Source organism: Candidatus Phycosocius spiralis (assembly GCF_030158815.1).
GTDB lineage: Bacteria > Pseudomonadota > Alphaproteobacteria > Caulobacterales > Aquidulcibacteraceae > Aquidulcibacter > Aquidulcibacter spiralis.
In genome coordinates, this window is record NZ_BPFZ01000005.1 from 40801 (window position 1) to 63596 (window position 22796).

A 22796-nucleotide genomic window follows, 5' to 3' on the forward strand; every position below is an offset into this window, starting at 1 on the left:
TTTTTTGAGCCTAGTTATTGTGCTGAACTAGGTTAAAATTAAATCCACTCCAAGCGCCTGGGGAACAAACTTTGACGATATGCATTGATGACGATATGCATTGATTATACCTTTGTATACGCCACATTATGTGTCCCAACCAATATGGAAATCAATGAGGTTTCATCATGGCGCAATCCACATCTGATCTATCCTATCCCAAGAGTGCTGTCCTATTGCATTGGCTCATGCTTGCCCTGATCATTGGCGTTTATGCAACTATTGAGCTGCGCGAAAATTTTCCAAAGGGGAGTGAAATCCGGGAGGCCTTCAAGACATGGCATTTCATGCTGGGTCTTTCCATCTTGGCCTTGGTTTGTTTACGCATTGTATTGCGTTTGGGGATCTGGAAAGTGCCGCCGATCACACCCTCACCCCCAAACTGGCAAAATCGCTTGGGCGGTTTGGTGCATGTCGCGCTTTATGGCTTGATGATTGGGATGCCAATTGGAGGCTGGTTGATTTTAAGCGCTGCTGGCAAAACCATTCCATTCTGGGGCTTAAGCCTACCGCCAGTCATTGAGCCCAACAAATTCTTAGCTGGCCAAATCAAAGAAATCCATGAACTCGGCGGCACCTTGGGTTATGGCTTGATTGGATTGCATGCGCTTGCGGCTTTGTTCCATCATTATATTAGAAAAGACAATACGTTAATTCGTATGTTGCCAGGGCGGGGTTGAACCATTCCTCTTCCCTCGCTTAGGGCCTAGGCCTCATCTTCGGCGCAGTGGTGTCAGGATAGGCAGTTGGTGGAGGTTGTGATACCTTCATTCTAAGCGGTGATAAGGTGACTTGTATCGCTTTGGTTACGCTGCAGCGAACTCGTTGTTAGGCCGCCTTTGCTGGGAAAGTCAGTGGTTTGATGCCGACGTGATATCGGTGGCGGTGACTTGGGTTATATAGCCGTTGAAGTATTGGAAGATGGCGGTGTGGGCTTGTAGCAGGTGGGCCAATTGGTCGCGCTAGATTCAGCGCTTCTTCACCCAATGCCCGTTAGCCTTAGTCGCTTAAGCCGGATTGAAACGCACATCATGACAGATTTAAAGGGCAGTCAGCTCGAGCGATTCTCAAAAGTTGCTGAGGTTACAATCGCATTTTGGGTCATGAAGATTGCAGCGACCACTTCGGGTGAGACAGGTTTGGACCTTATTTCGATGACCCTGCACGTGGCTATGTTGGCAGTAGCTTAATCCAATTATTGGTTTTGCAGTCGTGCTGATGCTCCAAATGCGCGCCAAACGTTTTTAGCCATGGCTATATTGGTTGGTTGATGGCGACTAGGACCGCAGGGACCACCATTTCAGACATGCTCGACCGCAGTTTTGGTCTGGGATATGGCCTTGGGACGGCTTTGATCGCGACGACTATGATAGCAGTCCTTGTGACTTGGCGTGCCACAACCGGAAGCTTGCGGGTGGATCATATCAGTGGTGGCCGCGCCGAGAGCTTTTATTTGGTGTCAATTTTGGTTTCCAACACGTTGGGAACGGCGGTGGGTGATTTTTTAGCCGATAGTTCTGGCCTTGGCTTTTTGTGGAGCAATGCTTTGATCAGTTCAGGGTTGCTCTTGATTGGAATTGACTATTTTTTAACACGCATTTCACGCACACTTTTGTTTTGGTTCGCTTTTGTCCTAACCCGACGCTTTGGCGCGACCATGGGTGACTTTTTGACCAAAACCCAAGACCTTGGCGGTTTGGGCTTCGGCACGATGGGTTCGTCGGCGGTGCTTTTGGTCATATTGATTGGGATGATTTTTCTGACCTATGGCCGAGCACAATCGAAACCTAACCAAGTAACTTAATGAAAGCCACGAATGGGCTTGGGGTTAGCGAGAGCTGGAATAGGGGCAATAGAAATCCCATCCTCCAGCAATTCCCGGGCTTCTTCTTGGGTGGCGAGGCCATAGATCAAGCGCTTATCTTCCTCGCCTTCATGCATGGCACGCACGTCGCTGGCAAAGGTGTCGCCGACATAATCATAGTTTTTCTCAATATGCTCTTTCCAGCTTTGAAAGAAAGCGCGCATGGGCTCTGGCAACGTTAAGCTCTCTTCAGCCATCGCCACGGGGACATAGGTCTCCTCTGTCAGCGTCTCACGCTCTTTGCGCGATGACACAACAGCAGGTGCCATTGGGGCTTTTTCAACCTGTATTGAGCCACAAATCGGGCATTCGACCAATCCAGCTGCGAGCTGGTTCTCATAGCCCGCGATGGAATCAAACCACGCTTCCCAGCTATGGGCGTGGTTACACGCTAATGCATATTTAATCATGGTTTTTGGTAAGCGCGATCATGGGTTAGGCACGGGATTTTGGTGCGCGCACTGGTGACGCGTTCAAGATCAAGGTCCGCCAAAAGGACGCCCGGTTCATCATGGGCAAGTTCAGCGATAATCTCGCCCCAAGGGTTCACGATCAAGCTATGACCATAAGTTGCCCGGCCATCTTCATGATTGCCACCTTGAGCTGGGGCCAAAATATAGGCACCTGTTTCAATCGCGCGCGCACGCAATAAAGTGTGCCAATGGGCTTTCCCGGTTGGTGCGGTAAAAGCCGCTGGCACGACAATCATGTGCGCACCGGCCTTTGCGAGATCGCGAAACAAGTGGGGAAAGCGCAGATCATAACAAATCGTCAGCCCTAAAGTGCCCAAGGGCGTATCCACCACAACTGCTTTGTCGCCGGGCTCATAGGCATGGCTTTCGCGGGTTTCCTGACCCGCACCCAAATTCACGTCAAACAAATGGATTTTGTCATAAGTCGCGCGTAGATCACCTTCAGGGCCAAATAGATGGCTGCGATTGGCGGCCTTGCCGCTGCGCCGCTTTAAGAGGGCAGAACCAATCAGAAGATGGACATTATGGGCTTTGGCTTGCGACCCATACCAGGCGAGGGCTTCAGCTTCATCCTCAAACAAAGCCTCTTCTTCAAAGCGCGTGCGATCGCGCTGCAGGATGTTAGTGCCCTCGGGCGTCACAATCAGCTTTGCACCCGCTTTGGCAGCACGGTTCAATAAGGGCTCAAGCTGCGCTCGCGCGACACTCAAGCGCGCAGGCGTACGCAATTGAAGAACGGCAACTTTTACCAAAATTAGGCCGCCAATAAGGGGTCAACGCCACCCTTGGCCTCCAAAGCCATCAAATCATCGCAGCCGCCCACATAGGTATCGCCGATAAAGATTTGGGGAAACGTATTTCTGCCGGTGAGCTCATTCATTTTAGCACGAACATCAGGTTTTGTAGCGGCCTCAATATTGGTGATAGTGGCACCCTTTTTTTCCAGAAGTGCTATGGCCCGCTCACAATAGGGACAATAAAATTTGGTATAGATGGTTACGTTCGCCATGGTTTGGCCCTTAAATTGGAGTTGCTAGCCTTTTCATATAGAGATGATTGTCGCGATTTGGAGCCCCTGTCATGACCGAAATAAGCACTTCAGAACCATTGGCAACCGATCAAGCCCATGCTTTGGGCAAAATGTTGTTGGAAGATGGCGGCTTTGCCCGCTTAACCGCTAGGGATCAAGCACTGGTTTGCGCGATTGCGCACCGGGTTCACACCACCCAAGACGCGAACGAAGCCTTTGAAAGTCAAGTCACTTTTGGGGAACGTTTGGCGGACCGCGTTGCAGAGATTGGCGGTTCTTGGGGGTTTGTATCTGGCTTTGGTGTGTTTTTGGTTGTTTGGGCGCTCTTGAACCTAGTCATTTTACAGGGTCAAGCCCGTTTTGACCCTTATCCCTTCATCTTTTTGAACTTGATCCTCTCCATGTTGGCGGCGATCCAGGCGCCCATCATCATGATGGCGCAAAACCGGCAGGCAGAAAAAGACAGGCTGACCACGCGCATGGACTATGAAGTCAATGTCAAATCAGAGCATGAAATCGCTCTCTTGCGGCTTCACTTGAGCCAGCTACACGAAAAGCTGGATCGGCACTTGGCCAAAGCACCTTAAAGGATCATACATGCGCATCGTTTCGGGACGCTGGAAAGGCAAGGCTCTTGTATCCCCAAAAGGGTCCGGTACCCGTCCTACTTCGGACAAAGCCCGCCAAGCGATTTTCAACATTATAGAGCATGCGCCTTGGTCCAACGGTTTACAGGAAGCGCTTGTATTGGACGTTTTTGCTGGAACTGGCGCATTGGGCCTTGAAGCTTTATCGCGCGGCGCGCGCACTTGTTTATTCATAGATCATGACCCAAATGCACGGGCGGTCTTGGCTAGCAATATCGAAGCTTGCGCCGCACAAGGTATTAGCCGCGTCTGGAAGCGCGATGCGACATGTTTAGGGGTTATGCCAGCTTCTGCAAATGGCCCGTTTGACTTAGTATTCGTCGATCCACCTTATGGAAAAGGCTATGATGGTGCGGTTTTGCGGAGCCTGAGTGAGGGTTGGCTCAAGGCTGATAGCTTAATCGTTTTAGAACGGGGCCGCGCTGAACCCCGTTTGGAAACTTGTGGTTTTGATATCATTGATCATCGCGACTATGGCGCAGCGCACCTCGTGTTTTTGAAGCCTATGCGCCAAGCGATCTAAGCCACTTGGCTTGGATCTAGGCCTGGTTTTGGCACTACTTTGTTTTCTCTGCGAGGACGACGGGCGAGTGCTAATAGTCGCTCAAGTGCCCCAACCGCCCGATCGGTAATGGTCTCAATGACTTCAATATCAAGATAGAGGTCACCTGCAGGTCTGCCCTTGGCGGCTGGTAAGCCCCGCCCTGCAACCAATAGGCGATCACCGTCAAGGGTGGCCTTTGGTACATTGATGCGCAAGCGGCCGCTGGGGGTGTCCACATCCACAACGCCACCAGCTTTGGCTTGGACGGCTGAAAGAATGAGCGGGGTTACAATATTACCGCCCTCCACTTCATAACCATCGCAATTAGCCACGCGGATAACACAAGTAACTTCGGTTTTGCCGATACAGGCCCTCACACGATCGCCTGTTCTTGTCCCTGCGGGGATTCGAACAATGGCTTTACCAAGCGGACAAGATCCCTTGACTGACCCACCGCGCACAGCGATCCAGATCGAAATCTCAAGGTCAATTTCGGCCATTGTGTGCGGAGGGGGTGTTGTGTTTAGACGGATATCTGCAGAGGCTGCACCGCGCGTGATCGCGCGATAGGCTTCTCGCGCTTCCTCAAAGCGCTGCCTTGCCGCGGGGTCGCTATTGATATCAGGATGATAGGCTTTGGCCACAGCACGAAACGCTGCTTTGGCGGCACGCGGATCGGTGGACGGTGCTATTCCTAAGATGGCAAAGGGTGACGACATGGCAGAATCATGAGCCATCCACAGTTAACGGCCTGTAAACTCACTCGTAAAAAATGCTTCCATGGATATCCATCCTATCTTTGCCTTTGCGCGCAAGTTGGCGAAAGCGGATTGGTGCACTAGATTGCCACTATGACCGCGAATCGCTTAATTCCCCCAACTCCGTCAGAAGCTGACTATCAAGATAGCGCTGCTGAAAAGCCAAGCGATCTTGATGGGGCCAATGATCCGATTACGCTCTTTGCTTCTTGGCTGGGTGAAGCACGTCAAAGTGAACCCAATGACCCCAATGCCATGGCCTTGGCGACGGCTGATACTGATGGCCTGCCCGATGTGCGCATGGTTCTCCTAAAAGATTTTGATCACAACGGCTTTGTTTTTTTCACAAATCTCGAAAGCTATAAGGGCCAACAATTGGCGGCTAACCCCAAGGCTGCTTTATGTTTTCATTGGAAAAGTCTGCGCCGACAAGTAAGGGTTCGCGGGGTAATCGAGGCGGTCAGTGATGCGGAGGCCGATGCCTATTTTGCCTCTCGCGCACGCGATAGCCGCCTTGGCGCGTGGGCAAGTGCGCAATCGCGCCCCTTGGAGGATCGTTTTGCCTTAGAAAAAAGTGTGGCAAGCTACACGCTCAAATTTGGCGTCGGGCCCGTACCCCGGCCAAGTTTTTGGTCGGGTTTTAGAATCATACCATTGCGTATTGAGTTCTGGCGCGACCGTCCTTTTCGCCTTCATGATCGTTTAGAATTCATGCGCGATCAGGCAAGCTCAGCATGGACTACATCCAAGTTATATCCTTAGTTTTTCACAGTTTTTCTAAATAGATTGAAAGTATTAACCATGCGCAAAGACCTAAAGGCTTTTGTTGTCACAGGGGCATCAAGTGGGATCGGCCGCGCGATTGCTGATCGTTTGGTCGCGCAGGGACATTATGTATTCGCCTCCGTACGAAAGCCCGCCGACGCACAAGTGCTCAACGCCGCTTTTGGTGCAAATGGTCAAGCGGTTTTGTTTGATGTGTCGGACATGGCCGCCATTGAAGCGGCGGCAAAGCAGGTCGGCGAGGTGTTGGGCACCAAAACACTATCTGGCCTTGTGAACAATGCGGGCATTGCCCTGCCAGGGCCAGCCCTCCTTCAGCCCATGGCCGAAATAGAGCAGGTCATGAACATTAATTTCATGGGCGTGGTGCGCTGCTGTCGCGCTTTTGCACCGCTCTTGGGTGCTGATCCTGCCCGCACGGGCCCAAAAGGGCGCATTTTAAATATCACGTCGGTTTCAGGTAAATTCGGCTATCCCTTTACCGCAGCCTATGTTGCGGCCAAGCACGCGGTTGAGGGTTTTTCTGATAGTTTGCGTCGTGAACTCTTATTGGTTGGCATTGACGTTATTGTAGTGGGCCCCGGTGCTGTTAAAACCCCGATTTGGGAGAAGGGGGCAGAAGCCGGGGGGAGGCGATATGCCGAAACGATCTGGGGCAAGCCGCTGGAGCGATTGACCAAAAGCCTCGCAGCAATGGATGAAGAAGGCCTTGAAGCTGAGATTGTGGCCGATGTGGTCGAAAAAGCCTTAACCATACCCCATCCTAAAACCCGTTACGCGCCAGTGCCCAATAAGCTCGTCAATTGGTGGCTGGCGCGCTTATTGCCTGCACGCATAATTGATCGGATAATTGGGAAAAACCTGTCCTTATTGCCTTAGTTTCTAAGTCAGACGGCCATTTCAACATTCTTGTGATCCCATGAAGTCGATTGCCCAGTTGACGTGGGCAACCCATGGCTTAGGAGACATGTCAATCGCCATGCCACACAAAGCTGTATGGCTGATCAACTATATTTTTGGGGAGAAGATCATGCTTGGTTTGATGCAGAATTGGCCGCTAACGGTCGATAAAATTATGGACCACGCCGCGACAAATCATGGTCGCCGTGAAGTGGTGACGCGTTCGGTTGAAGGTCCAATCGTTCGAACAACCTATAGCGAGATCCATGCGCGCGCCAAGCAAGTTTCAAATGCTTTATTAGCCGAAGGCATCGCCCACGGCGACCGAGTGGCGACTTTGGCTTGGAATTCGGGTCGCCATCTGGAGGTTTGGTATGGGGCTATGGGCATCGGGGCCGTACTCCACACCCTTAATCCTCGCTTATTTCCCGAACAATTGGTCTATATCATCAACCATGCTGAAGATAAGTTGATCTTCACCGATTTAACCTTCCTGCCGCTGTTGGAAGCCCTCAAAGACAAGTTAGCCACAGTAGCCCGTTATGTGGTTTTGACCGACAAGGACCATATGCCAGAGTGCGGCCTCAAAGGGGTGATTGATTACGAAAGCTGGATCAGCGACCATAGTGCGCAAGCGAGCTGGGGTGGGTTTGATGAACATACTGCCGCCGGCTTGTGTTATACATCTGGCACCACCGGTAATCCCAAGGGCGTTTTATACTCCCACCGCTCTAATGTGTTGCACACCCTATTGACAATGCAGAAGGATGTCATGGGCCTTGGCGCACGCGATGTTATTTTGCCAGTTGTGCCGATGTTCCACGCCAATGCTTGGGGTGTTGCTTTATCTGCACCTGCTGCTGGTGCCAAAATGGTAATGCCTGGGGCCAAGATGGATGGGGCGTCAATCTATGAGCTGTTGGAAAGTGAGTATGTTACCTTCTCTGCAGCCGTTCCAACCGTGTGGATGATGTTGCTGCAATATTTGGAATCAACCAATTCGCGGCTCTCGACGCTCAAAAGGGTGGCCATAGGCGGATCGGCGGTACCAGAGCGTATCATGCGTCTGTTTGAAGAAAAATATGGGGTCGAAGTACTTCATGCCTGGGGTATGACCGAAACCTCCCCACTTGGTACCTTGGGGTCACTGGGTCCAGAAGCTGATGGCCTGTCCCATGAAGAACAAATCAAGCTCAAACTGAAGCAAGGTCGCCCGCCTTTTGGAGTCGAGATCAAAATTCTGCGCGATGGCATGCAAGCGCCACGTGACGGGCAAACTTTTGGCAATCTTGTGGTGCGCGGTGCAGCGATTGCAGCGAGCTATTTCAAAGGGGAGGGGGGGGATATCCTTGATCAGGACGGCTTCTTTGATACCGGCGATGTCGCGACCATTGATGAGCACGGCTTTATGCACATCACTGACCGCGCGAAAGACGTTATCAAGTCAGGTGGCGAATGGATCAGCTCCATCGATGTGGAAAATGTCGCAGTGGGTGCACCAGGGGTTGCCGTAGCGGCAGTGATTGGAAAGTATCATCCAAAATGGGATGAACGCCCCTTACTGATCCTTGAAATGGCCAAGGGTGCTTCATCGACCAAAGCAGATATATTTGCTTATTTGGATGGGAAAATCGCCAAATGGTGGATGCCCGATGATATTGTGTTCGTGGATGCGATCCCCTTGGGCGCGACCGGCAAAATCAATAAATTGGCATTGCGTGAAACATTTAAAGCTTATGAGTTACCCACTGCATTGGTATCCTAAGATCTGTTATCTGCCTAAATGGTCAAAAGGTTAGTTGTGCCCAAAGTTTAGATATGAACATGTGCTGATAAGTTCGTGATAGGTTGTACGCACCTATGAAGGAGATTAGGCAGAATGGAAACCTCCTCGCGCCTTTTAAAGGCTCGTGCCATCTTATTGTTGCTAGGGGTGGCATTAGCGATCTTTGTGCCCATCTGGATTGGGGTTGCAGCCTTGGGAACCAAATTTGGCCTGTGGCCATGGACGGTGGGACTCCTCAAAATGATCGGTAGCATCGGCGTGCCACTGATTGGCCTTTTATTCGTCATGACTTTCATCACCAGCTTTTTGGTGGTTTTCATTAAACCAAGAGCGGGCTTTAACGCGCTCTGCCTGATGTGGTTGGTGAGTATGGGAGCTATCAGCATGGCTTTCATAGCAATATCGACTGCGCGTGCAGTACCGCCCATCCACGATATCTCAACCGATCCTCGTGAGCCCTTAGCATTTTCAGCGACCATGATCACAGCACGGGGGTCAAACTCCAATCCGGTACTTGACCCAAAGGAGGCAACCGTCCCCTTTGACAAAAACAATCTAGGCCCATGGTCGGGCCGGACCTTGGCTGATATCCAAGCAGAAGCCTATCCCGCCATTAAACCGCTAATCTTAAAGGGTGTTAAACCGTCAGATGCCTATAGAAAGGTTGAGCGTGCCACCAAAGCTATGGGGTTGATCATCGTCAGTCAGGACCCGGCAACCATGCGACTTGAAGCAACGGCACAGTCTTTTTGGTTTGGATTTAAGGATGATGTTATCGTCAGCGTGCATGACATGGGTGATGGTGCACGAGTGGATATGCGCTCAATAAGTCGCGTGGGTGTGTCAGACCTTGGTGCCAATGCGAAGCGCGTTTCAACACTCCTAGCGGCGGTGAAAGGCACTTAAACCCTGCCAATTCAAGGCTATTTTGCGGCATTATTGACAATTTTGGAAGTTTGGTGGCAATCAAGTCTAATGCAAGCGCAATATCTTACATGCCAAACCGTATCCGTCCTTGGTGCGCTTTTGGCTATGAGCGCAAGCCCAAGTCTGGCTGGGATTGCAGATGTTGGCACAAAGGCCAAAGCGGCTGAGGTGCCAGCCAATGTGGTTGCGAAAAGCCCTCCCGCTCAAGATGAAGACCTAAGTAAATCCGTAGATGTCATCATTGTCTGGGGCTTTCGGGTTCGCTCAAAGCTTTATGAAGAACGCAACCCACCCTTACGCGAAGGCTATGAAACCCTTGTCAAAAAACCCGAATGTGTGAGTTCTGTCTGCGGTTATGTGGTGTTTTATGACGGGCAAAAATGGCGCTCTACTAATGTGTTGGCTGGGGATGAAGAGCGCCTGCGACAGCTGCAAAAGCAACTTGATTATGAACACCAGACTCTGGTCATTGTCCATCCCAATGGTCAAAATCGGACGGTTCCTGAGTTTTAGTCCAGATCTATAGATTGAACTTGTTCTAATAAGGTTTTTCAAGCGCCAAGCAAGCTTAGGTTAGACGAGCCTAAGATGGGTATCTATGGCAGGTTCACCCTCGCATCTGACCTTCCCGATTTTGATTAGGCGGCTAACATGGGCTAACACTGAATGGCTAGCGGCAGGCCAAAGATTTTGGTCAATCGTGGCATAGATGATAGGAACAATGTCACGAATACGGGCATGTCCAGCTTCCAAACAGGCCAAGATTTGTGCCTCTCTGTCTAATCGATGTTTACGATAAGCCGCAATGAACGGTGCAGGTTCCCTAATAGGTGGACCGTGGGTTGGCCAAATGGTCGTAAACTGACGAGCAGCAATTTTTTCGAGACTGTTGAGATAGTCGTCCATATCGCCATCTGGTGGGCTGATCACCGTCGTAGACCAACCCATAATATGGTCGCCAGAAAACAGGCAGTTTTCTTCCCTAAGCGCATAGCACATGTGCCCAGAAGTATGACCAGGGGTTGAAATGGCTTCCATCGACCAGCCATTTCCCTCAATCAAACTACCATCGTGGATAATAGTGTCGGGACGAAAGCCGCTGTCATCGCCTGCTTCAAGTTGGACTTCTGATTGACTGGGCAGTTCAATTGCGCCTGACGCGAAAACCGAACACCCAGCCCAACGCGCTAAGGGGTGAGCTAAAGGGCTATGATCCATATGGGAATGGGTAACGAGAACATGGCTGACGGTCTCGCCATGCAAGATTGACTTTAAGGCGTCAAAATGGTCCGTCATATCAGGCCCGGGGTCAAGCACGCACACATCCCCATGGCCGATGATGTAAACCCCGGTCCCCGTAAATGTGAACGGACCGGGATTATTGGCAATCACACGGCGAATAAGCGGGCTGACTTGCTCAACAATGCCATAGTCAAATTTGATGTCGCGAACAAAGGGAATGCTGACTGCCATTAACGACCTCCACCAGCTTGATGCTGGAGTTGAGTGACGGCATTTGTTAGGGCTAAGACAAGCAAATGCGTAATTTTGAGTTTCTCAGATGCAGGCAAAGCGATCGGTGGACCCATGTCAGTCCGATTTGAATCAACAGCATAGATCAAACCGTCACTTCGGTTGCCTAAGATGTTAAGACCACCCCAATCTAACTTCAATAGAGTGCAATACTTTGAAATTTTCGCAATTTAGGTGGGTGAGACAACCTCATCCAAACTGTGCAGCCAACACGCTTTAGTATCCATAAAGAAACGCACATCTTCCTGACGACGCTTGATATAAACAAAAGCGGGACGAACCCTGAGATATGGGGTTGATAAATCTGCTACCAAGCCATTGGGTGCATGATTATCAATAAGTTTTTTTATAGACTTTGCCTGGTTTGCGGACACATGGCAGCGCCATAATCGCTCCGTCATGAACGCCATTGGCTTCTACCTTCTCAACTGCACAACTATGTGTTTGGTTCGGATCCATTGTTAGGCATTGCCAAAAGCCGCTGCAAATGTGGCGGCAACGATTGATTTGCTTAAATCTCGGGCATCGAAATCCATTGTGGTTGACCATACTTGGGTAAAGCAACTTCATGGCATATGGCTAGGTCACTAAAATGCATCCACAAATCAGAACGTTCACCTGACCGAGCTGCTCGATCTCCTGCCCAACATAGGCTCGGCCATTGTAAGTACCACAGCCTAATGCGGTCAGGGGCGAAGCCAGTGGTGAGTTCTGTTTGTGGCCTTACCTTAGAAAAAACTACAAGTTAATAGCATCTCCAAATCGCGATTTCCCTAAAAAGCTTGCCCGTAAAAGAAAATCTTGCTCCTGTGTTCGGGCTGTGAACCCAGACCGTCTCCATATAAAATCACGCAACCCCATCAACAAAAGCATCATTTCAAAATGTCGGTTAGTGCATGAAATCACCACCCCTGCGCCTAAGAAGCATAAGGGTACCCCGCCATATCCTACCTAATGCGACATAAAGTTGGAAGGATTATAAGGTTGAATCGTGAAGCTGGTTACACAGCTGAGCGTCATTTACGGTAGCGGCTTAGAGACGTAAAATCAAGGGTTGATTAAGGTTTCAGTGCGCGCAAAACCGGAACTAAGCCATGCAAATCATAGCCAGCCCCGCCAGCGGCTTCAACCAAAGCATCCGGGTCGGCCCCACCACTTGCTTGGGCTAAGGCCCATAAATTGGTGGAGCGTGTACCGCTTCGGCAATAGGCTAAGACCGGGCCATTAGCCGCTTCGAGTGCGGTGCGCATGTGGGCAATCGATGAAGGATCGGCAGGCCCTGTGATCGGAATGTGGCTAAATCCCAAATCATGGCTTTTGCAGGCCGCAGCAATCACTTCTGCCGTCACTTGATTGCCGTCCTCATGATCGGGTCGATTGCAGATGATCGCTTTAAATCCGGCTTGGGCAGCATAAGCCACATCGTCCACACTGATTTGAGGTGCAGCAGAAAAATGGGCGGTGATGGGACGAAATGCAGTCATAATTACATCCTTATAAAGCAATGATCGTGATGGGTGTTGAGCTTCGGGCAGCCACAACAAAAGGCAAAATGAATGGAAAAGCAAGAGATTGGTTCTTCCAGTCATTGGTCAATCGACTGGCATGGTGCGTTGACAATGCGCGCACCTTACACGATTGCATTAGCTATGCACCTGCGTGTGTTTAGTTTAAGCTTGTTACGAGAAATGAACAACCAATGTTAGCCTATACAATGCGGCGGTTGTTGGTGGCGATCCCCACGATGCTGGTGATCATTACTGTTGCGTTTTTTATGATGCGCTTTGCCCCTGGCAGTCCTTTCGACTCTGAGCGCGCGCTATCTCCTGAAATTCGCGAGCAACTCAATCGATTTTACGGTTTTGATAAGCCTATTTTTCAGCAATTTGTCGACTATCTTGTCGGCTTGGGCCATTTACAACTTGGTCCCTCTTTAATCTATAAAGATCAAAGTGTAAGTGAGATCATAGCGTCAGGCTTTCCAGTATCTTTGTCGATCGGACTTTGCGCACTGGTTCTTGCAACCTGTGTTGGCGTACCTATGGGCTTATTTGCAGCGCTTAAACAAAATAGTGCCCCAGATTACTCCATCATGGCGCTGGCTATGGTAGGGATATGCGTGCCGTCCTTAGTGGTCGGGCCAATTTTGTCCCTGGTGTTTGGCGTTTATTTGGGATGGCTTCCAACGGCAGGGCTTAACTTGGGCAAAATGACATTTGAGACATTGTTATTGCCGGTTGTCACCCTATCCTTGGCCCAAATTGCCATTATTTCTCGCTTAGTTCGATCCAGCACCGTTGAAATACTGCGTTCCAACTTTGTTAGAACAGCCCGCGCAAAGGGTCTGTCAGAGTTTCAGGTCCTATCTAAACATGCGTTACGGGCAGCCCTTCTGCCTTTGGTCTCCTATCTAGGACCCGCATGCGCAGCCCTGATTACAGGCTCAGTGGTCGTCGAAACTGTGTTTCAACTGCCAGGTATTGGTAAGAATTTTGTGACCAGTGCCTTGCAGCGTGATTATCCAGTCGTGATGGCTGTTGTTATTCTTTATGCGGGTCTGATCATATTTCTTAATCTAATGGCTGATTTAGCCTATGGTTTGTTAGATCCAAAGGTAAAATACGAGTGACACTTTTGTCTACACCCCATGAGAATACAGCTATTCTTCATAAAGCTGTACAAGGTCGATCCCTGTGGGAAGATGCGCGACGTCGGCTCTTTCGTAACAAGGCAGCAGTCACAAGCATGTTTGTGCTGGGCTTTATGACCTTTATGGCCATTTTTGGCCCATTGTTTTGGCCTCATGATTATGAAACGATCTATAATGATCGTGTGATGATCGCGCCGACATTGGAGCATCTTCACATTTTTGGTACCGACCCGCAGGGCAGGGACCTTTTCGTGCGGCTGTTGTTTGGTTTGCGCATGTCCTTGTCTGTTGGCCTTGTAGCGACCGGAGTTTCGTTATTGATTGGCGTGATTTGGGGCGCGACGGCAGGCTATATAGGTGGCCAAGTTGATCAAATTATGATGCGCATTGTTGATGTGCTTTATGCATTACCCTTTATCTTTTTTGTCATCATTTTGATGGTTGTGTTCGGGCGCAACCTCATCTTGATCTTTGTGGCTATTGGTGCCGTTGAGTGGCTTACCATGGCTCGGATCGTGCGGGGCCAGACCATCTCATTGCGTAAAAGAGAGTTTGTTGAGGCCGCAGAGGCTGCAGGCGTGCGGCGTTCAAGCATTGTGCTCCGCCACATCGTCCCCAACGTCTTAGGCCCGGTCGTCGTATATGTAACCTTGACCATCCCCGCTGTGATCCTGACCGAGAGCTTTTTGAGTTTCTTGGGGCTTGGCGTGCAAGAACCGATGACCAGCTTGGGTAATCTGATCTCTATCGGTGCGCGCGAAATGGAGATTGCGCCGTGGCTTTTAATCTTTCCCGCCGTAACCATGATGATCACGCTGTTTTGTTTTAATTTCATCGGTGATGGGTTGCGTGATGCCATTGATCCGCGCGATCGCTAAAGTCTTGATGGGTGCGCCTAACTGAGGCGGCGAACGCGGTAGCCTTTGTTACGCCCTTCCACCGTTAAGATGAACGAACCTAAAGCTGCTGTTCGGATTTTGACATTGAAGGGCGTTTTTCTGGGCGCATTGAATGTATCGGCTTCGTTTAACTGCCAAGTTTGACCATTTTCCAACGTCAGCATGATTCTGCCCCCGACCTCGCGATAGGCAGAAACCACAAATACTTGCTCTTCAAGTGCTGCTTCTTCGGTCGCGGTCGATTTTTCAGACCCCGTCTTCACCTCTGGCGCACCAATAGCTGGAAAACCCAAGCGCGGTAATGATGGCAATGAAAACCCGAAGGCTTCACGGCGTACTTTCTGTATGCGCTGTTGATCGAAGGTAACAATCTCAGACTTCGCTTCTTTGGCTTGAATGCTCAAAACGGCCGCATCAAAACAGGCCAGCCGCGCAGAACTTTCCAATTTCTCGGTGCAGGCATAAATGGGAGCCAAGGGGGATTCGCTTTTTGACGGTTGAGCAAATCCATTTGAACCCATAGAAGCTAAGCCAAAAATCAAAAGACATGCGTTAAACTTGTTCAATTCAGTTCATCTCCGTAATTTGAAGTCAGCATAATCTTGGGCTTGGAACTTCGATAAGTTAGACCTTGCGCGGATCGCTACACACGATACTCTAGTCCGATGGAGAGAGACATTAAAATGAAAATCACACATCGTTCGATTGCTCATGCGACCACAGCCTTAATGTTGAGTTTAGCGCTTGTATCGTGCGGTGGTGGTAATGAAGCGGATAAAGCCCGCACCTTGCACTTTGGCAATAGTGCTGAGCCTTTGTCCCTTGACCCGCATCAAGCGTCTGGGGTTTGGGAGAACCGCATCATTGGCGATTTGTTGATCGGTCTGGTAACCGATGACCCTAAAGGTCGCCCGATCCCCGGTATGGCAACTGGTTGGACTACAAGCTCGGATGGTTTGGTTTGGACGTTTAAGCTGCGTGATGCGCTTTGGTCGGACGGGGTTCCGGTTACTGCGGACGATTTTGTTTACGCATGGCGTAGGATTATGACTACCAAACCCCCAGCCAAATATGCCTCCATCCTTTATGTCATCAAGAATGCCGAGCAGATCTATGACGGCCGCATCAAGGATGTGACCCAATTGGGTGTTCGGGCAATTGACGCGAAAACCCTTGAGGTTACGTTAGATCACCCAGCACCCTATCTTCCCGGACTTTTGACCCATTACACGTCATTTCCCATTCCAAAGCATGTTGTCGAAAAAGTGGGCTCGGCGTGGATCAAGGCAGAGAATTTTGTTGGAAACGGCCCGTTTAAACTCAAACAATGGAAACCGAACGATTTCGTCCATGTTGTACGCAACACCAATTATTACGAGAATGCCAAGGTTTGCCTTGACCAGATTTTTTATTACCCAACCACTGATGACAATGCTGCAGAGCGAAGGGTTCGCACTGGTGAACTTGATATCAACGCCAATTTCTCCGGGTCACGCCTCGAGGAAATCAATAAAAACCTGCCAGGCTATGCCCGCATCCACAGCTATACCGGCTTGACCTATTATCTTTTCAATATGCGTAAACCCCCTTTCAATGATGAAAGAGTGCGCGCTGCTATCTCCATGACGGCCGATCGTGAGTTTGTGACCTCACAAATTCTGAAAGCTAAGCAAGAGCCTGCATATAGTCTCGTACCCCCTGGCGTTGCTCATTATACATCAGGGGCAGTTACCACCGATTTTAAAGGCCAATCATTGCAGACTCGTCTCGTGAGGGCTCGCAAATTGCTGGAAGAAGCCGGATATGGCCCATCAAAACCGCTCAAATTCACCTTTAGTTTCCGCAATACCAACGATAATCCACGTGTAGCCCCGGTTGTTCAACAAAATTGGGCAAAGATTGCCCCTTGGGTTCAGGTGGACATCCTCGGTGCTGAGACCCAAATCAATTATGAGAAGCTACGCAATGGCGATTTCCAATTGGGGGATGCTGGCTGGATATCCGATTTCAATGACGCCAAGAACTTTGTGTATCTGTTCCAAACTAGCACCGATCAACTTAACTACGGCAAATATAGTAACCCTGAATTTGATCGCTTGATGGATGCCGCCGACCTCGAAAAAGATACCAAAAAGCGTGCAGCTTTAATGCAAGAGGCCGAAGCGCTGGTGCTAAAGGAAAATGGCTTGATGCCAATGTGGTTTCTAACCAACCGCAATCTGGTCAGCCCGCGGATAACTGGGTGGGAAGACAATGCAGTGGACATTCACCGCGCCCGCTATTTGTGCACCACCGACGCCTTGAAATCTGCGACGCTACCAAAATCTTGATGTAAGCGCACAAAAAAACGCGGTTTGAACATAAAAGCCCGGCAGGTGATCCTGCCGGGCTCTTCATTTCATGTCTTATGGGTAGCCTATTTGGCAGCCTTCTTGCCGCCCGATAGCTTCAATCCAGGCTCTTTAAACTGAGCAGAGATGTTCCCGCAATTATTGCTCATCCAGTCGAGAATGAGGGTCAAGAATTGCTCTTTATGCTCAGGATACATTTGTCTCAACTGGTGCGACATACGTGGGATTTCCACATATTTAAATGTCGCACCCGGATTTACCTGACGCATCCGTGCCGCCGCCGTCCTTGAGTGAATGGTATCGGCTTGACGATCATAGTCGCCATGGAAAATCAACCAAGGGATGATGACGTCTTCAAGGTGTTTCATGGGATCATAGCCAGCAACGGTGACGCCTTGAATGATGCGTTGCAGGCGATCTTCACCCCAATCGGTTGAGATACGTTCCAAATCGATGGCAGGAGCGCCTGAAATCGCGCATTGCCATAGGCCGGCTGAGCGACCGCCGGATCGGACAGCTGCTGCTGCGGCGGCAAAGCCACCGTAGGAATAGCCATACATCATCATACGATTAGGGTCGGCTATGCCTTGTTCGACCAACCATTTAGCGCCATCATCCTTATCATCTTGCATGATAGCGCCCCATTGCTTATCGCCACCCTTCCATAGGGCTTTGCCAAGACCTGTTGAGCCGCGATAATTGGGCATGAGGACCGCAAACCCACGCGTAGCGAACATTTGTGGCCAAAAGCTTGCATCAAAATCCATGTCATCGCGTGCCCAAGGTCCGCCATGGGGCATCACAACAAGGGGAAGCCTGCCGTCACGGTCCTTGTCATAGCCCGGTGGCAAATAAAGGGGAGACGGAATTTTAAAGCCATCGCGGGTCGGATAGACGACCCATTCTGCAGGGCCTAGTTTATCGCGATCCCAACCCTCTAACAAGGAGCCAATGCGAATAAGCTTGCGTTTATCCTTTAACAAAAAGTACGTAGTTGGTACATTTGGTGCCGTAGCCGACACCAAGATATTTGCGCCGTCGCTGCGTACTGTAAAGTTGATATTGGTACCTGGAAGTGCTTTTTCCAGTAAGTCGTATATGTGCTGATCATCTGGATCATAAAATTGGCATTCCTCAGATGGGCCGCTCCAACATATTACACGCAAGGGATCATTTTTTATCGCTTCGAAATCACTCGGCGTGCCAAAACCCGCATCTGAAATGTCAAACTCGGTATTTGCCGCAATGGGCGGGCCCACTGTGTCGGTCGCAACGTCGTATTTTGCTAACACGGCATAATTGGTAGTGCGGTCTGTCAGGATATAAATTGACTTATTATCATTTGTAACACGTATGGGAGTGAAATTTGCACGATCATTGAGTGGGTTACGTAACGCAGGCAACTCTTTCCATTCTGCTTTGTTGTTTTCGCGGAAATAACGGTAAGTTGTGTAAATCCCGTTGGAAGCGCGCGTTTGTGATTTGAGCTTTATATTGCCAAGACCATCGCTCCAAAGGAAACTCTCATTATCACCAGTTCGGGCATACCTATCTTTCCGCCCGGTTTTGACATTAACCTTTACAATTTCGGTTCCCGAAAACCTACTAATCATCATCAGGACAGAGTCTTCTTCATTGGGCAAACGGTGAAACAAATCGTAGCCGATAATGCGATCCTCATCACGCGTGTTCATCGCTTCTTCGTTTGAGATATCAATAAACGATGACCCATCAATTGACGCAATCGCCGCCCGATTTTGCCAATTCGAATCCGCCCCTGCACTGACTGGCTGATTGGCAGTCACCAACAACTTAGCATTCTTCACGAATGAGAAACCAGTAAAGCGCATGGTTTTCGAGCCGAACTGCGTTGGCGGCTTTGACATGTCATCGGTTGACCAGACGCGCACAACAGGGTTCTGACCGGGTAGGCCGGCCAATGCCGCAATATGCTTGCCATCTGGACTTATCCGCGCATTCCATACACCCCAGTCGCGGGCCATCGCTTCAATGGGGAGTGCTGGGCCTTTGGGCTTCCATCCCTGAGTCTGCGCCTGAGCGGGACTTATAAATCCGATAGCACTTATGGTGGTGGCAAAAAATGTTGTTATTCGCTTGATCATAATTCTAGCTACCTCTCTAAGCAAGGATTGCGTGTTAAATTAAATCTGGTTGACGTCAAGTTGACGTCAACCAGATCGATTTTTGTAAAAATCAAAGTAACCCTTCTTTTCCCCGAGGCAAGATTGCTTTCTGTGCTGCATGGATCTGCTTCGCACTGTGGCAAACATGTTACAAATAAGAATTAACTGAAGTTGGATCGGGGTTTGGGCAGGCAAACTCCTTGCATGTTTAGCGACTTCGCGTTCTATCTATTTCAAATTGTTCAGAGAGATCTAGTGCAAATTGTTCAGAGAGAGATGTTAAAATTAGGCTTTCTGCACTATCTCTGCACCATCTTTCAATTCTCTGCACCATCTTTCAATTTGGGGGAAGACCTTGAAAAAATCTATACGTGGTTCTTTAATCGGCGCTACTGCTTTGACTGCAATGGCATTCATTCCTGGTTTGGTGAGCGCTCAAACTCCAGCAGCTCAGACTACACCATCCACAAGCACATCCAAAGCACCACCAAAAACGGCGGAGACTGTCATTGTGACTGGGTCCCGCATACGCCGCGATACTTTCACCACCGCCTCGCCTTTAACAGTCATCACGAACGAAAATGCGGTTCTTGCAGGGAGTATAGATGCCACTGAAATTCTTCAAGGATCAACCGCCGCTGCCGGCTCGGGTCAGATCAACAACTTTTTTACGGGATTCCTTGTTGATGGGGGGCCGGGTATTCAAACAGTGGGTCTCAACAGCTTAGGAGCTCAACGAACCCTCGTTCTATTGAACGGTCGGCGTATGCCACCTTCTGGTGTTGGTGGTAGTGTTGGTCCAGTAGATCTAAACATCATCCCAAATTTGGCAATTTCCCGCTATGAAATCGTGAATGAAGGTGCTTCCCCTATTTATGGGTCTGATGCAGTTGGCGGTGTCGTTAATGGTATAATTCGCAAAAACGTTAATGGATTTGAAGCAAGGGGCGCTACTTCAGCATCATTTGATGGCGGGGGTAATGATTATACACTCGGGGCTTTATGGGGCAAAACCGAGGACCGCTGGAATGTAATGGTTAGTGGTGAATATTTTAAACAAGATGCGTTCAAATATGGCGATCGCGATTTTTGTAGTGCTAACTATGTTTTTGATGCGGATACTGGCAAACGCGCAGACTTCATCGACCCTAAAACCGGCAAGCCACGTTGTTTTGGCTTTGGTGGTTCCGTCAATCGAATTATTCCACAAGGCAATGCTGCTACAGGAACTGGAAGCTGGGTTGCTGATGCTTCCCAAACAGCGCGTCGCGTTGGCCGAAATCCTTCCACAGGTGCTCCAGATACATTGCTTGCCGTGCCAGGCTGGCGGCGTGTCTTTAGCCCTCCACCCGGGCAATTAGGTGAGCCAGTTGCCAATCAACTCGATTATGGGTTAGATAAAATTACTGATACGGATATTATCTCACCATCCGATCGTGCAGTGGTGTACGCGACTGTTTCTCGTGATTTAGATCTATTAGGTGGCGTAGAAGTCTATGGTGAGTTCTTGGGGGCTAATCGTAAATCAACCCAAACACGATACGCCCAATTATTCTTCTTTGGAAACGTTCCTGGTGGACTGACGGCGTTCAACATCTTTAATCCATTCAGCACACCTACGACACCTGTTGCGGCGCAGCCGGTTATTCTTCGGCCATTTACTTTCAAACAAAATGTCGGCACTTATCAAGCCTTGGGTGGTTTACGAGGAAAGACAGATAAAGGGATCTTTGGCGGCTTCAAAAATGGGGACTGGGATGTCTATGTTCAATCTAGCCTTGGAGAAGGCAAATACACAGGATCTGTTGTTTACCAAGATCGCCTTGAAGCATCACTCCAAGCAACCCGTGATCCTCTAACTGGTGCACTTACATGCCCGTCGCCCATACTTACAGGAGGCAATTGCGTGCCGATCAACTTCTTTGACCCACGCGTAGTTGCAGGTAATCTTACCCCTGTTGAGGAAGAGTATCTTTTTGCTGATCCAAGGTCGAACAAAGGTAAAACCACCTATAAGCAGACCGTTGTAGAAGCAAACATGACTGGGGATTTTTTCAGGTTTCCATCCGCCTCAGACGATGTAAAAATCAATCTTGGCATGCATTATCGTAAAATGAGTTTGAATGATGTACCAGGTGTCATAACGCTCCAACAAATCCGCCCTGGCGTATCTAATTCATCGCTCGTGTCGACCGCCGGTATAACAAAAGGCAAAGACTCGGTTTGGGAAGCCTATACCGAAATATCTGCCCCATTAATGGCAAAAAAACCAATGGTTGAAAGCCTCAATGTGCTGTTGGCCTATCGCTACACAGACTATGATTCATATGATTCCAATTCGACCTGGAAAGCCACGATCGACTGGCGGATAGTTCCAGAAATATCACTCATTGGGATTACTGGAACTTCTTATCGCGCTCCGGGCCTATATGAATTGTTCCTAGGTGATCAAACAGGCTTCCTGGGGCAGTCCTCTGTTGACCCATGTATTCAATGGGGCCAGTCCACAAATCAAACACTGGCTGATAGATGCAAGAGAGATGGTGTACCCCCAGACTATACAGGAAGTGGGTCGAGTGCACAGATCACCAGACGTGGCGGAAAAGGTGTGTTAAAGGAAGAAACCTCCAAATCGAATATCATCAGCTTGGTGTACCGTCCATCTAAGATAGATTTGAACTTAAGGCTTGATTTTTGGCAGATTAGCGTATCTGATCAAATTGGCCAATTTGGTGCAGCCAATATAGTTAATACCTGCTATACAGATACTTCTGGTCGCGCTGATACTTTCTGCAAACTATTCACCCGAGACACCAATAAAGATTCTCCTCGGTTTAACAATATCCTTAACATCTTTGACTCATTTGTGAATATTAATGAGACTAATGTTGAAGGCATCGACTTGAAATTTGTTTATCGCAAGAGTTTTGCAATCGGTGATTTAACGGTTGATTCTCAGCACCGCTGGACAACAAAAAACGCAACCGGAATATTTACAGACGATGAATTGGAAGAGTCTCAGGGTACAATAGGTGACCCAATCTATAATTCGATCACTCAATTCAGGTTTAAGCGCCAAGACTGGACCTATGCTTGGACGGTTACTGCAATTGGACCTTCAAATCAAATCAGATTTTTCAACGACGGTAATAATATCGTTAAGCAGCGCCCTGGAGACTATTATTCCTATAACGGACTGACATCTGTTTTTTATAAGACAAAAACAGAAACGACCATTACCCACGCGATTGCAGTTCAGTATAAATCAGATAACTGGACTATTGTTGGGGGTATCAGTAATATTTTCAACGATCTTGCCCCAGCCATTTCAACGGGTGTAGTATCCAGACTTGGTGTAAACCCTTTGACTAGTCAATATGATATCGTCGGTCGATCCCTAACGCTAGATCTTGTCCGCCGCTTCTAGGCACCACCACGGATGAAGCAAAAGACGGCCTTTCGGGGCCG

The 22796-nt window shown here is 49.3% G+C and carries 23 protein-coding genes; 14 read left to right on the forward strand and 9 right to left on the reverse strand.

Features of this window, described 5'->3' with window-relative positions; genetic code table 11:
* Window positions 1-167 precede the first annotated feature (167 nt).
* The 3 genes from PsB1_RS05155 (at window position 168) to PsB1_RS05165 (ending at window position 1843) form a co-directional block, all read left to right on the forward strand.
* On the forward strand, window positions 168-719 hold the full coding sequence (locus tag PsB1_RS05155) for a cytochrome b (RefSeq protein WP_284359523.1): 552 nt from the start codon (window positions 168-170) through the stop codon (window positions 717-719).
* Between the two features lie 351 nt (window positions 720-1070).
* Window positions 1071-1229, forward strand: coding sequence for a hypothetical protein (locus tag PsB1_RS05160; protein WP_284359524.1), 159 nt, complete (start codon window positions 1071-1073; stop codon window positions 1227-1229).
* Between the two features lie 80 nt (window positions 1230-1309).
* The gene (locus PsB1_RS05165) at window positions 1310-1843 is read left to right on the forward strand and encodes a COG4705 family protein (RefSeq protein ID WP_284359526.1); all 534 of its coding nucleotides are present in this window, start codon (window positions 1310-1312) and stop codon (window positions 1841-1843) included.
* Here PsB1_RS05165 and PsB1_RS05170 read toward each other — a convergent pair.
* From PsB1_RS05170 to grxC, 3 genes are read right to left on the reverse strand one after another with little or no spacing between them, the layout of a single operon-like run.
* Window positions 1840-2313 (reverse strand): DUF1178 family protein, encoded by a 474-nt coding sequence (locus tag PsB1_RS05170; protein WP_284359527.1) that lies wholly within the window; start codon window positions 2311-2313, stop codon window positions 1840-1842. The two genes, PsB1_RS05165 and PsB1_RS05170, sit on opposite strands and share 4 nt — an antisense overlap.
* Window positions 2310-3131, reverse strand: a complete 822-nt coding sequence (locus tag PsB1_RS05175; RefSeq protein WP_284359696.1) for a carbon-nitrogen hydrolase family protein — start codon at window positions 3129-3131, stop codon at window positions 2310-2312. The genes PsB1_RS05170 and PsB1_RS05175 overlap by 4 nt, the downstream gene beginning before the upstream one ends.
* Window positions 3131-3385: a glutaredoxin 3 gene (gene grxC, locus PsB1_RS05180; protein WP_284359529.1), complete on the reverse strand. Its 255-nt coding sequence runs from the start codon at window positions 3383-3385 to the stop codon at window positions 3131-3133. Before grxC ends, PsB1_RS05175 begins: the two co-directional genes overlap by 1 nt.
* Window positions 3386-3456: 71 nt before the next feature.
* Here grxC and PsB1_RS05185 point away from each other — a divergent pair, with 71 nt between their 5' ends.
* Both PsB1_RS05185 and rsmD read left to right on the forward strand, forming a co-directional pair.
* Entirely contained in the window at window positions 3457-3993 is a 537-nt protein-coding gene (locus tag PsB1_RS05185) for a DUF1003 domain-containing protein (RefSeq protein WP_284359531.1), read from the forward strand.
* Between the two features lie 10 nt (window positions 3994-4003).
* Complete coding sequence (rsmD, locus tag PsB1_RS05190) at window positions 4004-4576, forward strand: 16S rRNA (guanine(966)-N(2))-methyltransferase RsmD (protein WP_284359533.1); 573 nt, start codon at window positions 4004-4006, stop codon at window positions 4574-4576.
* On the opposite strand, the gene PsB1_RS05195 is transcribed toward rsmD, so the two are convergent.
* Window positions 4573-5316, reverse strand: a complete 744-nt coding sequence (locus PsB1_RS05195) for a DnaJ C-terminal domain-containing protein (protein ID WP_284359535.1) — start codon at window positions 5314-5316, stop codon at window positions 4573-4575. The genes rsmD and PsB1_RS05195 overlap by 4 nt on opposite strands.
* 132 nt (window positions 5317-5448) lie before the next feature.
* On the opposite strand from PsB1_RS05195, the gene pdxH reads away from it, so the two are divergent.
* The 5 genes from pdxH (at window position 5449) to PsB1_RS05220 (ending at window position 10264) form a co-directional block, all read left to right on the forward strand.
* Window positions 5449-6117 (forward strand): pyridoxamine 5'-phosphate oxidase, encoded by a 669-nt coding sequence (gene pdxH / locus PsB1_RS05200; protein WP_284359536.1) that lies wholly within the window; start codon window positions 5449-5451, stop codon window positions 6115-6117.
* A 39-nt stretch (window positions 6118-6156) separates the two neighbouring features.
* Entirely contained in the window at window positions 6157-7017 is an 861-nt protein-coding gene (locus tag PsB1_RS05205; RefSeq protein WP_284359538.1) for an SDR family oxidoreductase, read from the forward strand.
* A gap of 151 nt (window positions 7018-7168) precedes the next feature.
* The gene (locus tag PsB1_RS05210; protein WP_284359697.1) at window positions 7169-8803 is read left to right on the forward strand and encodes a long-chain-fatty-acid--CoA ligase; all 1635 of its coding nucleotides are present in this window, start codon (window positions 7169-7171) and stop codon (window positions 8801-8803) included.
* 114 nt (window positions 8804-8917) lie between these two features.
* A complete protein-coding gene (locus PsB1_RS05215) occupies window positions 8918-9730 on the forward strand; it encodes a DUF1499 domain-containing protein (protein WP_284359540.1) in 813 nt (270 codons plus the stop codon).
* A gap of 126 nt (window positions 9731-9856) precedes the next feature.
* A complete protein-coding gene (locus PsB1_RS05220; RefSeq protein ID WP_284359542.1) occupies window positions 9857-10264 on the forward strand; it encodes a hypothetical protein in 408 nt (135 codons plus the stop codon).
* Window positions 10265-10324: 60 nt separating this feature from the next.
* On the opposite strand, the gene PsB1_RS05225 is transcribed toward PsB1_RS05220, so the two are convergent.
* From PsB1_RS05225 to PsB1_RS05235, 3 genes are all read right to left on the reverse strand, one after another.
* A complete protein-coding gene (locus PsB1_RS05225; RefSeq protein WP_284359543.1) occupies window positions 10325-11224 on the reverse strand; it encodes an MBL fold metallo-hydrolase in 900 nt (299 codons plus the stop codon).
* 230 nt (window positions 11225-11454) lie between these two features.
* Window positions 11455-11694, reverse strand: a complete 240-nt coding sequence (locus tag PsB1_RS05230) for a hypothetical protein (protein WP_284359545.1) — start codon at window positions 11692-11694, stop codon at window positions 11455-11457.
* Window positions 11695-12342: 648 nt separating this feature from the next.
* Window positions 12343-12768, reverse strand: coding sequence for a protein tyrosine phosphatase family protein (locus PsB1_RS05235; RefSeq protein ID WP_284359546.1), 426 nt, complete (start codon window positions 12766-12768; stop codon window positions 12343-12345).
* A 215-nt stretch (window positions 12769-12983) separates the two neighbouring features.
* On the opposite strand from PsB1_RS05235, the gene PsB1_RS05240 reads away from it, so the two are divergent.
* Both PsB1_RS05240 and PsB1_RS05245 read left to right on the forward strand, forming a co-directional pair.
* On the forward strand, window positions 12984-13913 hold the full coding sequence (locus PsB1_RS05240; RefSeq protein WP_284359548.1) for an ABC transporter permease: 930 nt from the start codon (window positions 12984-12986) through the stop codon (window positions 13911-13913).
* A complete protein-coding gene (locus PsB1_RS05245) occupies window positions 13910-14812 on the forward strand; it encodes an ABC transporter permease (protein ID WP_284359549.1) in 903 nt (300 codons plus the stop codon). Before PsB1_RS05240 ends, PsB1_RS05245 begins: the two co-directional genes overlap by 4 nt.
* A gap of 17 nt (window positions 14813-14829) precedes the next feature.
* Here the strand turns inward: PsB1_RS05245 and PsB1_RS05250 are convergent, their stop codons facing one another.
* Complete coding sequence (locus PsB1_RS05250) at window positions 14830-15354, reverse strand: hypothetical protein (RefSeq protein ID WP_284359551.1); 525 nt, start codon at window positions 15352-15354, stop codon at window positions 14830-14832.
* A gap of 162 nt (window positions 15355-15516) precedes the next feature.
* On the opposite strand from PsB1_RS05250, the gene PsB1_RS05255 reads away from it, so the two are divergent.
* The gene (locus tag PsB1_RS05255; RefSeq protein ID WP_284359554.1) at window positions 15517-17163 is read left to right on the forward strand and encodes a peptide ABC transporter substrate-binding protein; all 1647 of its coding nucleotides are present in this window, start codon (window positions 15517-15519) and stop codon (window positions 17161-17163) included.
* Window positions 17164-17249: 86 nt separating this feature from the next.
* On the opposite strand, the gene PsB1_RS05260 is transcribed toward PsB1_RS05255, so the two are convergent.
* Window positions 17250-19307, reverse strand: coding sequence for an alpha/beta hydrolase family protein (locus PsB1_RS05260; RefSeq protein WP_284359555.1), 2058 nt, complete (start codon window positions 19305-19307; stop codon window positions 17250-17252).
* 376 nt (window positions 19308-19683) lie between these two features.
* Here PsB1_RS05260 and PsB1_RS05265 point away from each other — a divergent pair, with 376 nt between their 5' ends.
* Window positions 19684-22755 carry a TonB-dependent receptor domain-containing protein gene (locus tag PsB1_RS05265; RefSeq protein WP_284359556.1) on the forward strand — a complete coding sequence of 1024 codons (3072 nt, stop codon included), beginning with the start codon at window positions 19684-19686 and terminating at the stop codon, window positions 22753-22755.
* Window positions 22756-22796 lie beyond the last annotated feature (41 nt).

Bases quoted from the DNA above. Each gene is read 5' to 3' on its own strand.
- PsB1_RS05155 (WP_284359523.1), top strand. From the start codon at position 168: ATGGCGCAATCCACATCTGATCTATCCTATCCCAAGAGTGCTGTCCTA.
- PsB1_RS05160 (WP_284359524.1), top strand. From the start codon at position 1,071: ATGACAGATTTAAAGGGCAGTCAGCTCGAGCGATTCTCAAAAGTTGCT.
- PsB1_RS05165 (WP_284359526.1), top strand. From the start codon at position 1,310: ATGGCGACTAGGACCGCAGGGACCACCATTTCAGACATGCTCGACCGC.
- PsB1_RS05170 (WP_284359527.1), bottom strand. From the start codon at position 2,313: ATGATTAAATATGCATTAGCGTGTAACCACGCCCATAGCTGGGAAGCG.
- grxC (WP_284359529.1), bottom strand. From the start codon at position 3,385: ATGGCGAACGTAACCATCTATACCAAATTTTATTGTCCCTATTGTGAG.
- PsB1_RS05185 (WP_284359531.1), top strand. From the start codon at position 3,457: ATGACCGAAATAAGCACTTCAGAACCATTGGCAACCGATCAAGCCCAT.
- rsmD (WP_284359533.1), top strand. From the start codon at position 4,004: ATGCGCATCGTTTCGGGACGCTGGAAAGGCAAGGCTCTTGTATCCCCA.
- PsB1_RS05195 (WP_284359535.1), bottom strand. From the start codon at position 5,316: ATGTCGTCACCCTTTGCCATCTTAGGAATAGCACCGTCCACCGATCCG.
- pdxH (WP_284359536.1), top strand. From the start codon at position 5,449: ATGACCGCGAATCGCTTAATTCCCCCAACTCCGTCAGAAGCTGACTAT.
- PsB1_RS05205 (WP_284359538.1), top strand. From the start codon at position 6,157: ATGCGCAAAGACCTAAAGGCTTTTGTTGTCACAGGGGCATCAAGTGGG.
- PsB1_RS05210 (WP_284359697.1), top strand. From the start codon at position 7,169: ATGCTTGGTTTGATGCAGAATTGGCCGCTAACGGTCGATAAAATTATG.
- PsB1_RS05215 (WP_284359540.1), top strand. From the start codon at position 8,918: ATGGAAACCTCCTCGCGCCTTTTAAAGGCTCGTGCCATCTTATTGTTG.
- PsB1_RS05220 (WP_284359542.1), top strand. From the start codon at position 9,857: ATGAGCGCAAGCCCAAGTCTGGCTGGGATTGCAGATGTTGGCACAAAG.
- PsB1_RS05225 (WP_284359543.1), bottom strand. From the start codon at position 11,224: ATGGCAGTCAGCATTCCCTTTGTTCGCGACATCAAATTTGACTATGGC.
- PsB1_RS05230 (WP_284359545.1), bottom strand. From the start codon at position 11,694: ATGGCGTTCATGACGGAGCGATTATGGCGCTGCCATGTGTCCGCAAAC.
- PsB1_RS05235 (WP_284359546.1), bottom strand. From the start codon at position 12,768: ATGACTGCATTTCGTCCCATCACCGCCCATTTTTCTGCTGCACCTCAA.
- PsB1_RS05240 (WP_284359548.1), top strand. From the start codon at position 12,984: ATGTTAGCCTATACAATGCGGCGGTTGTTGGTGGCGATCCCCACGATG.
- PsB1_RS05250 (WP_284359551.1), bottom strand. From the start codon at position 15,354: ATGGGTTCAAATGGATTTGCTCAACCGTCAAAAAGCGAATCCCCCTTG.
- PsB1_RS05255 (WP_284359554.1), top strand. From the start codon at position 15,517: ATGAAAATCACACATCGTTCGATTGCTCATGCGACCACAGCCTTAATG.
- PsB1_RS05260 (WP_284359555.1), bottom strand. From the start codon at position 19,307: ATGATCAAGCGAATAACAACATTTTTTGCCACCACCATAAGTGCTATC.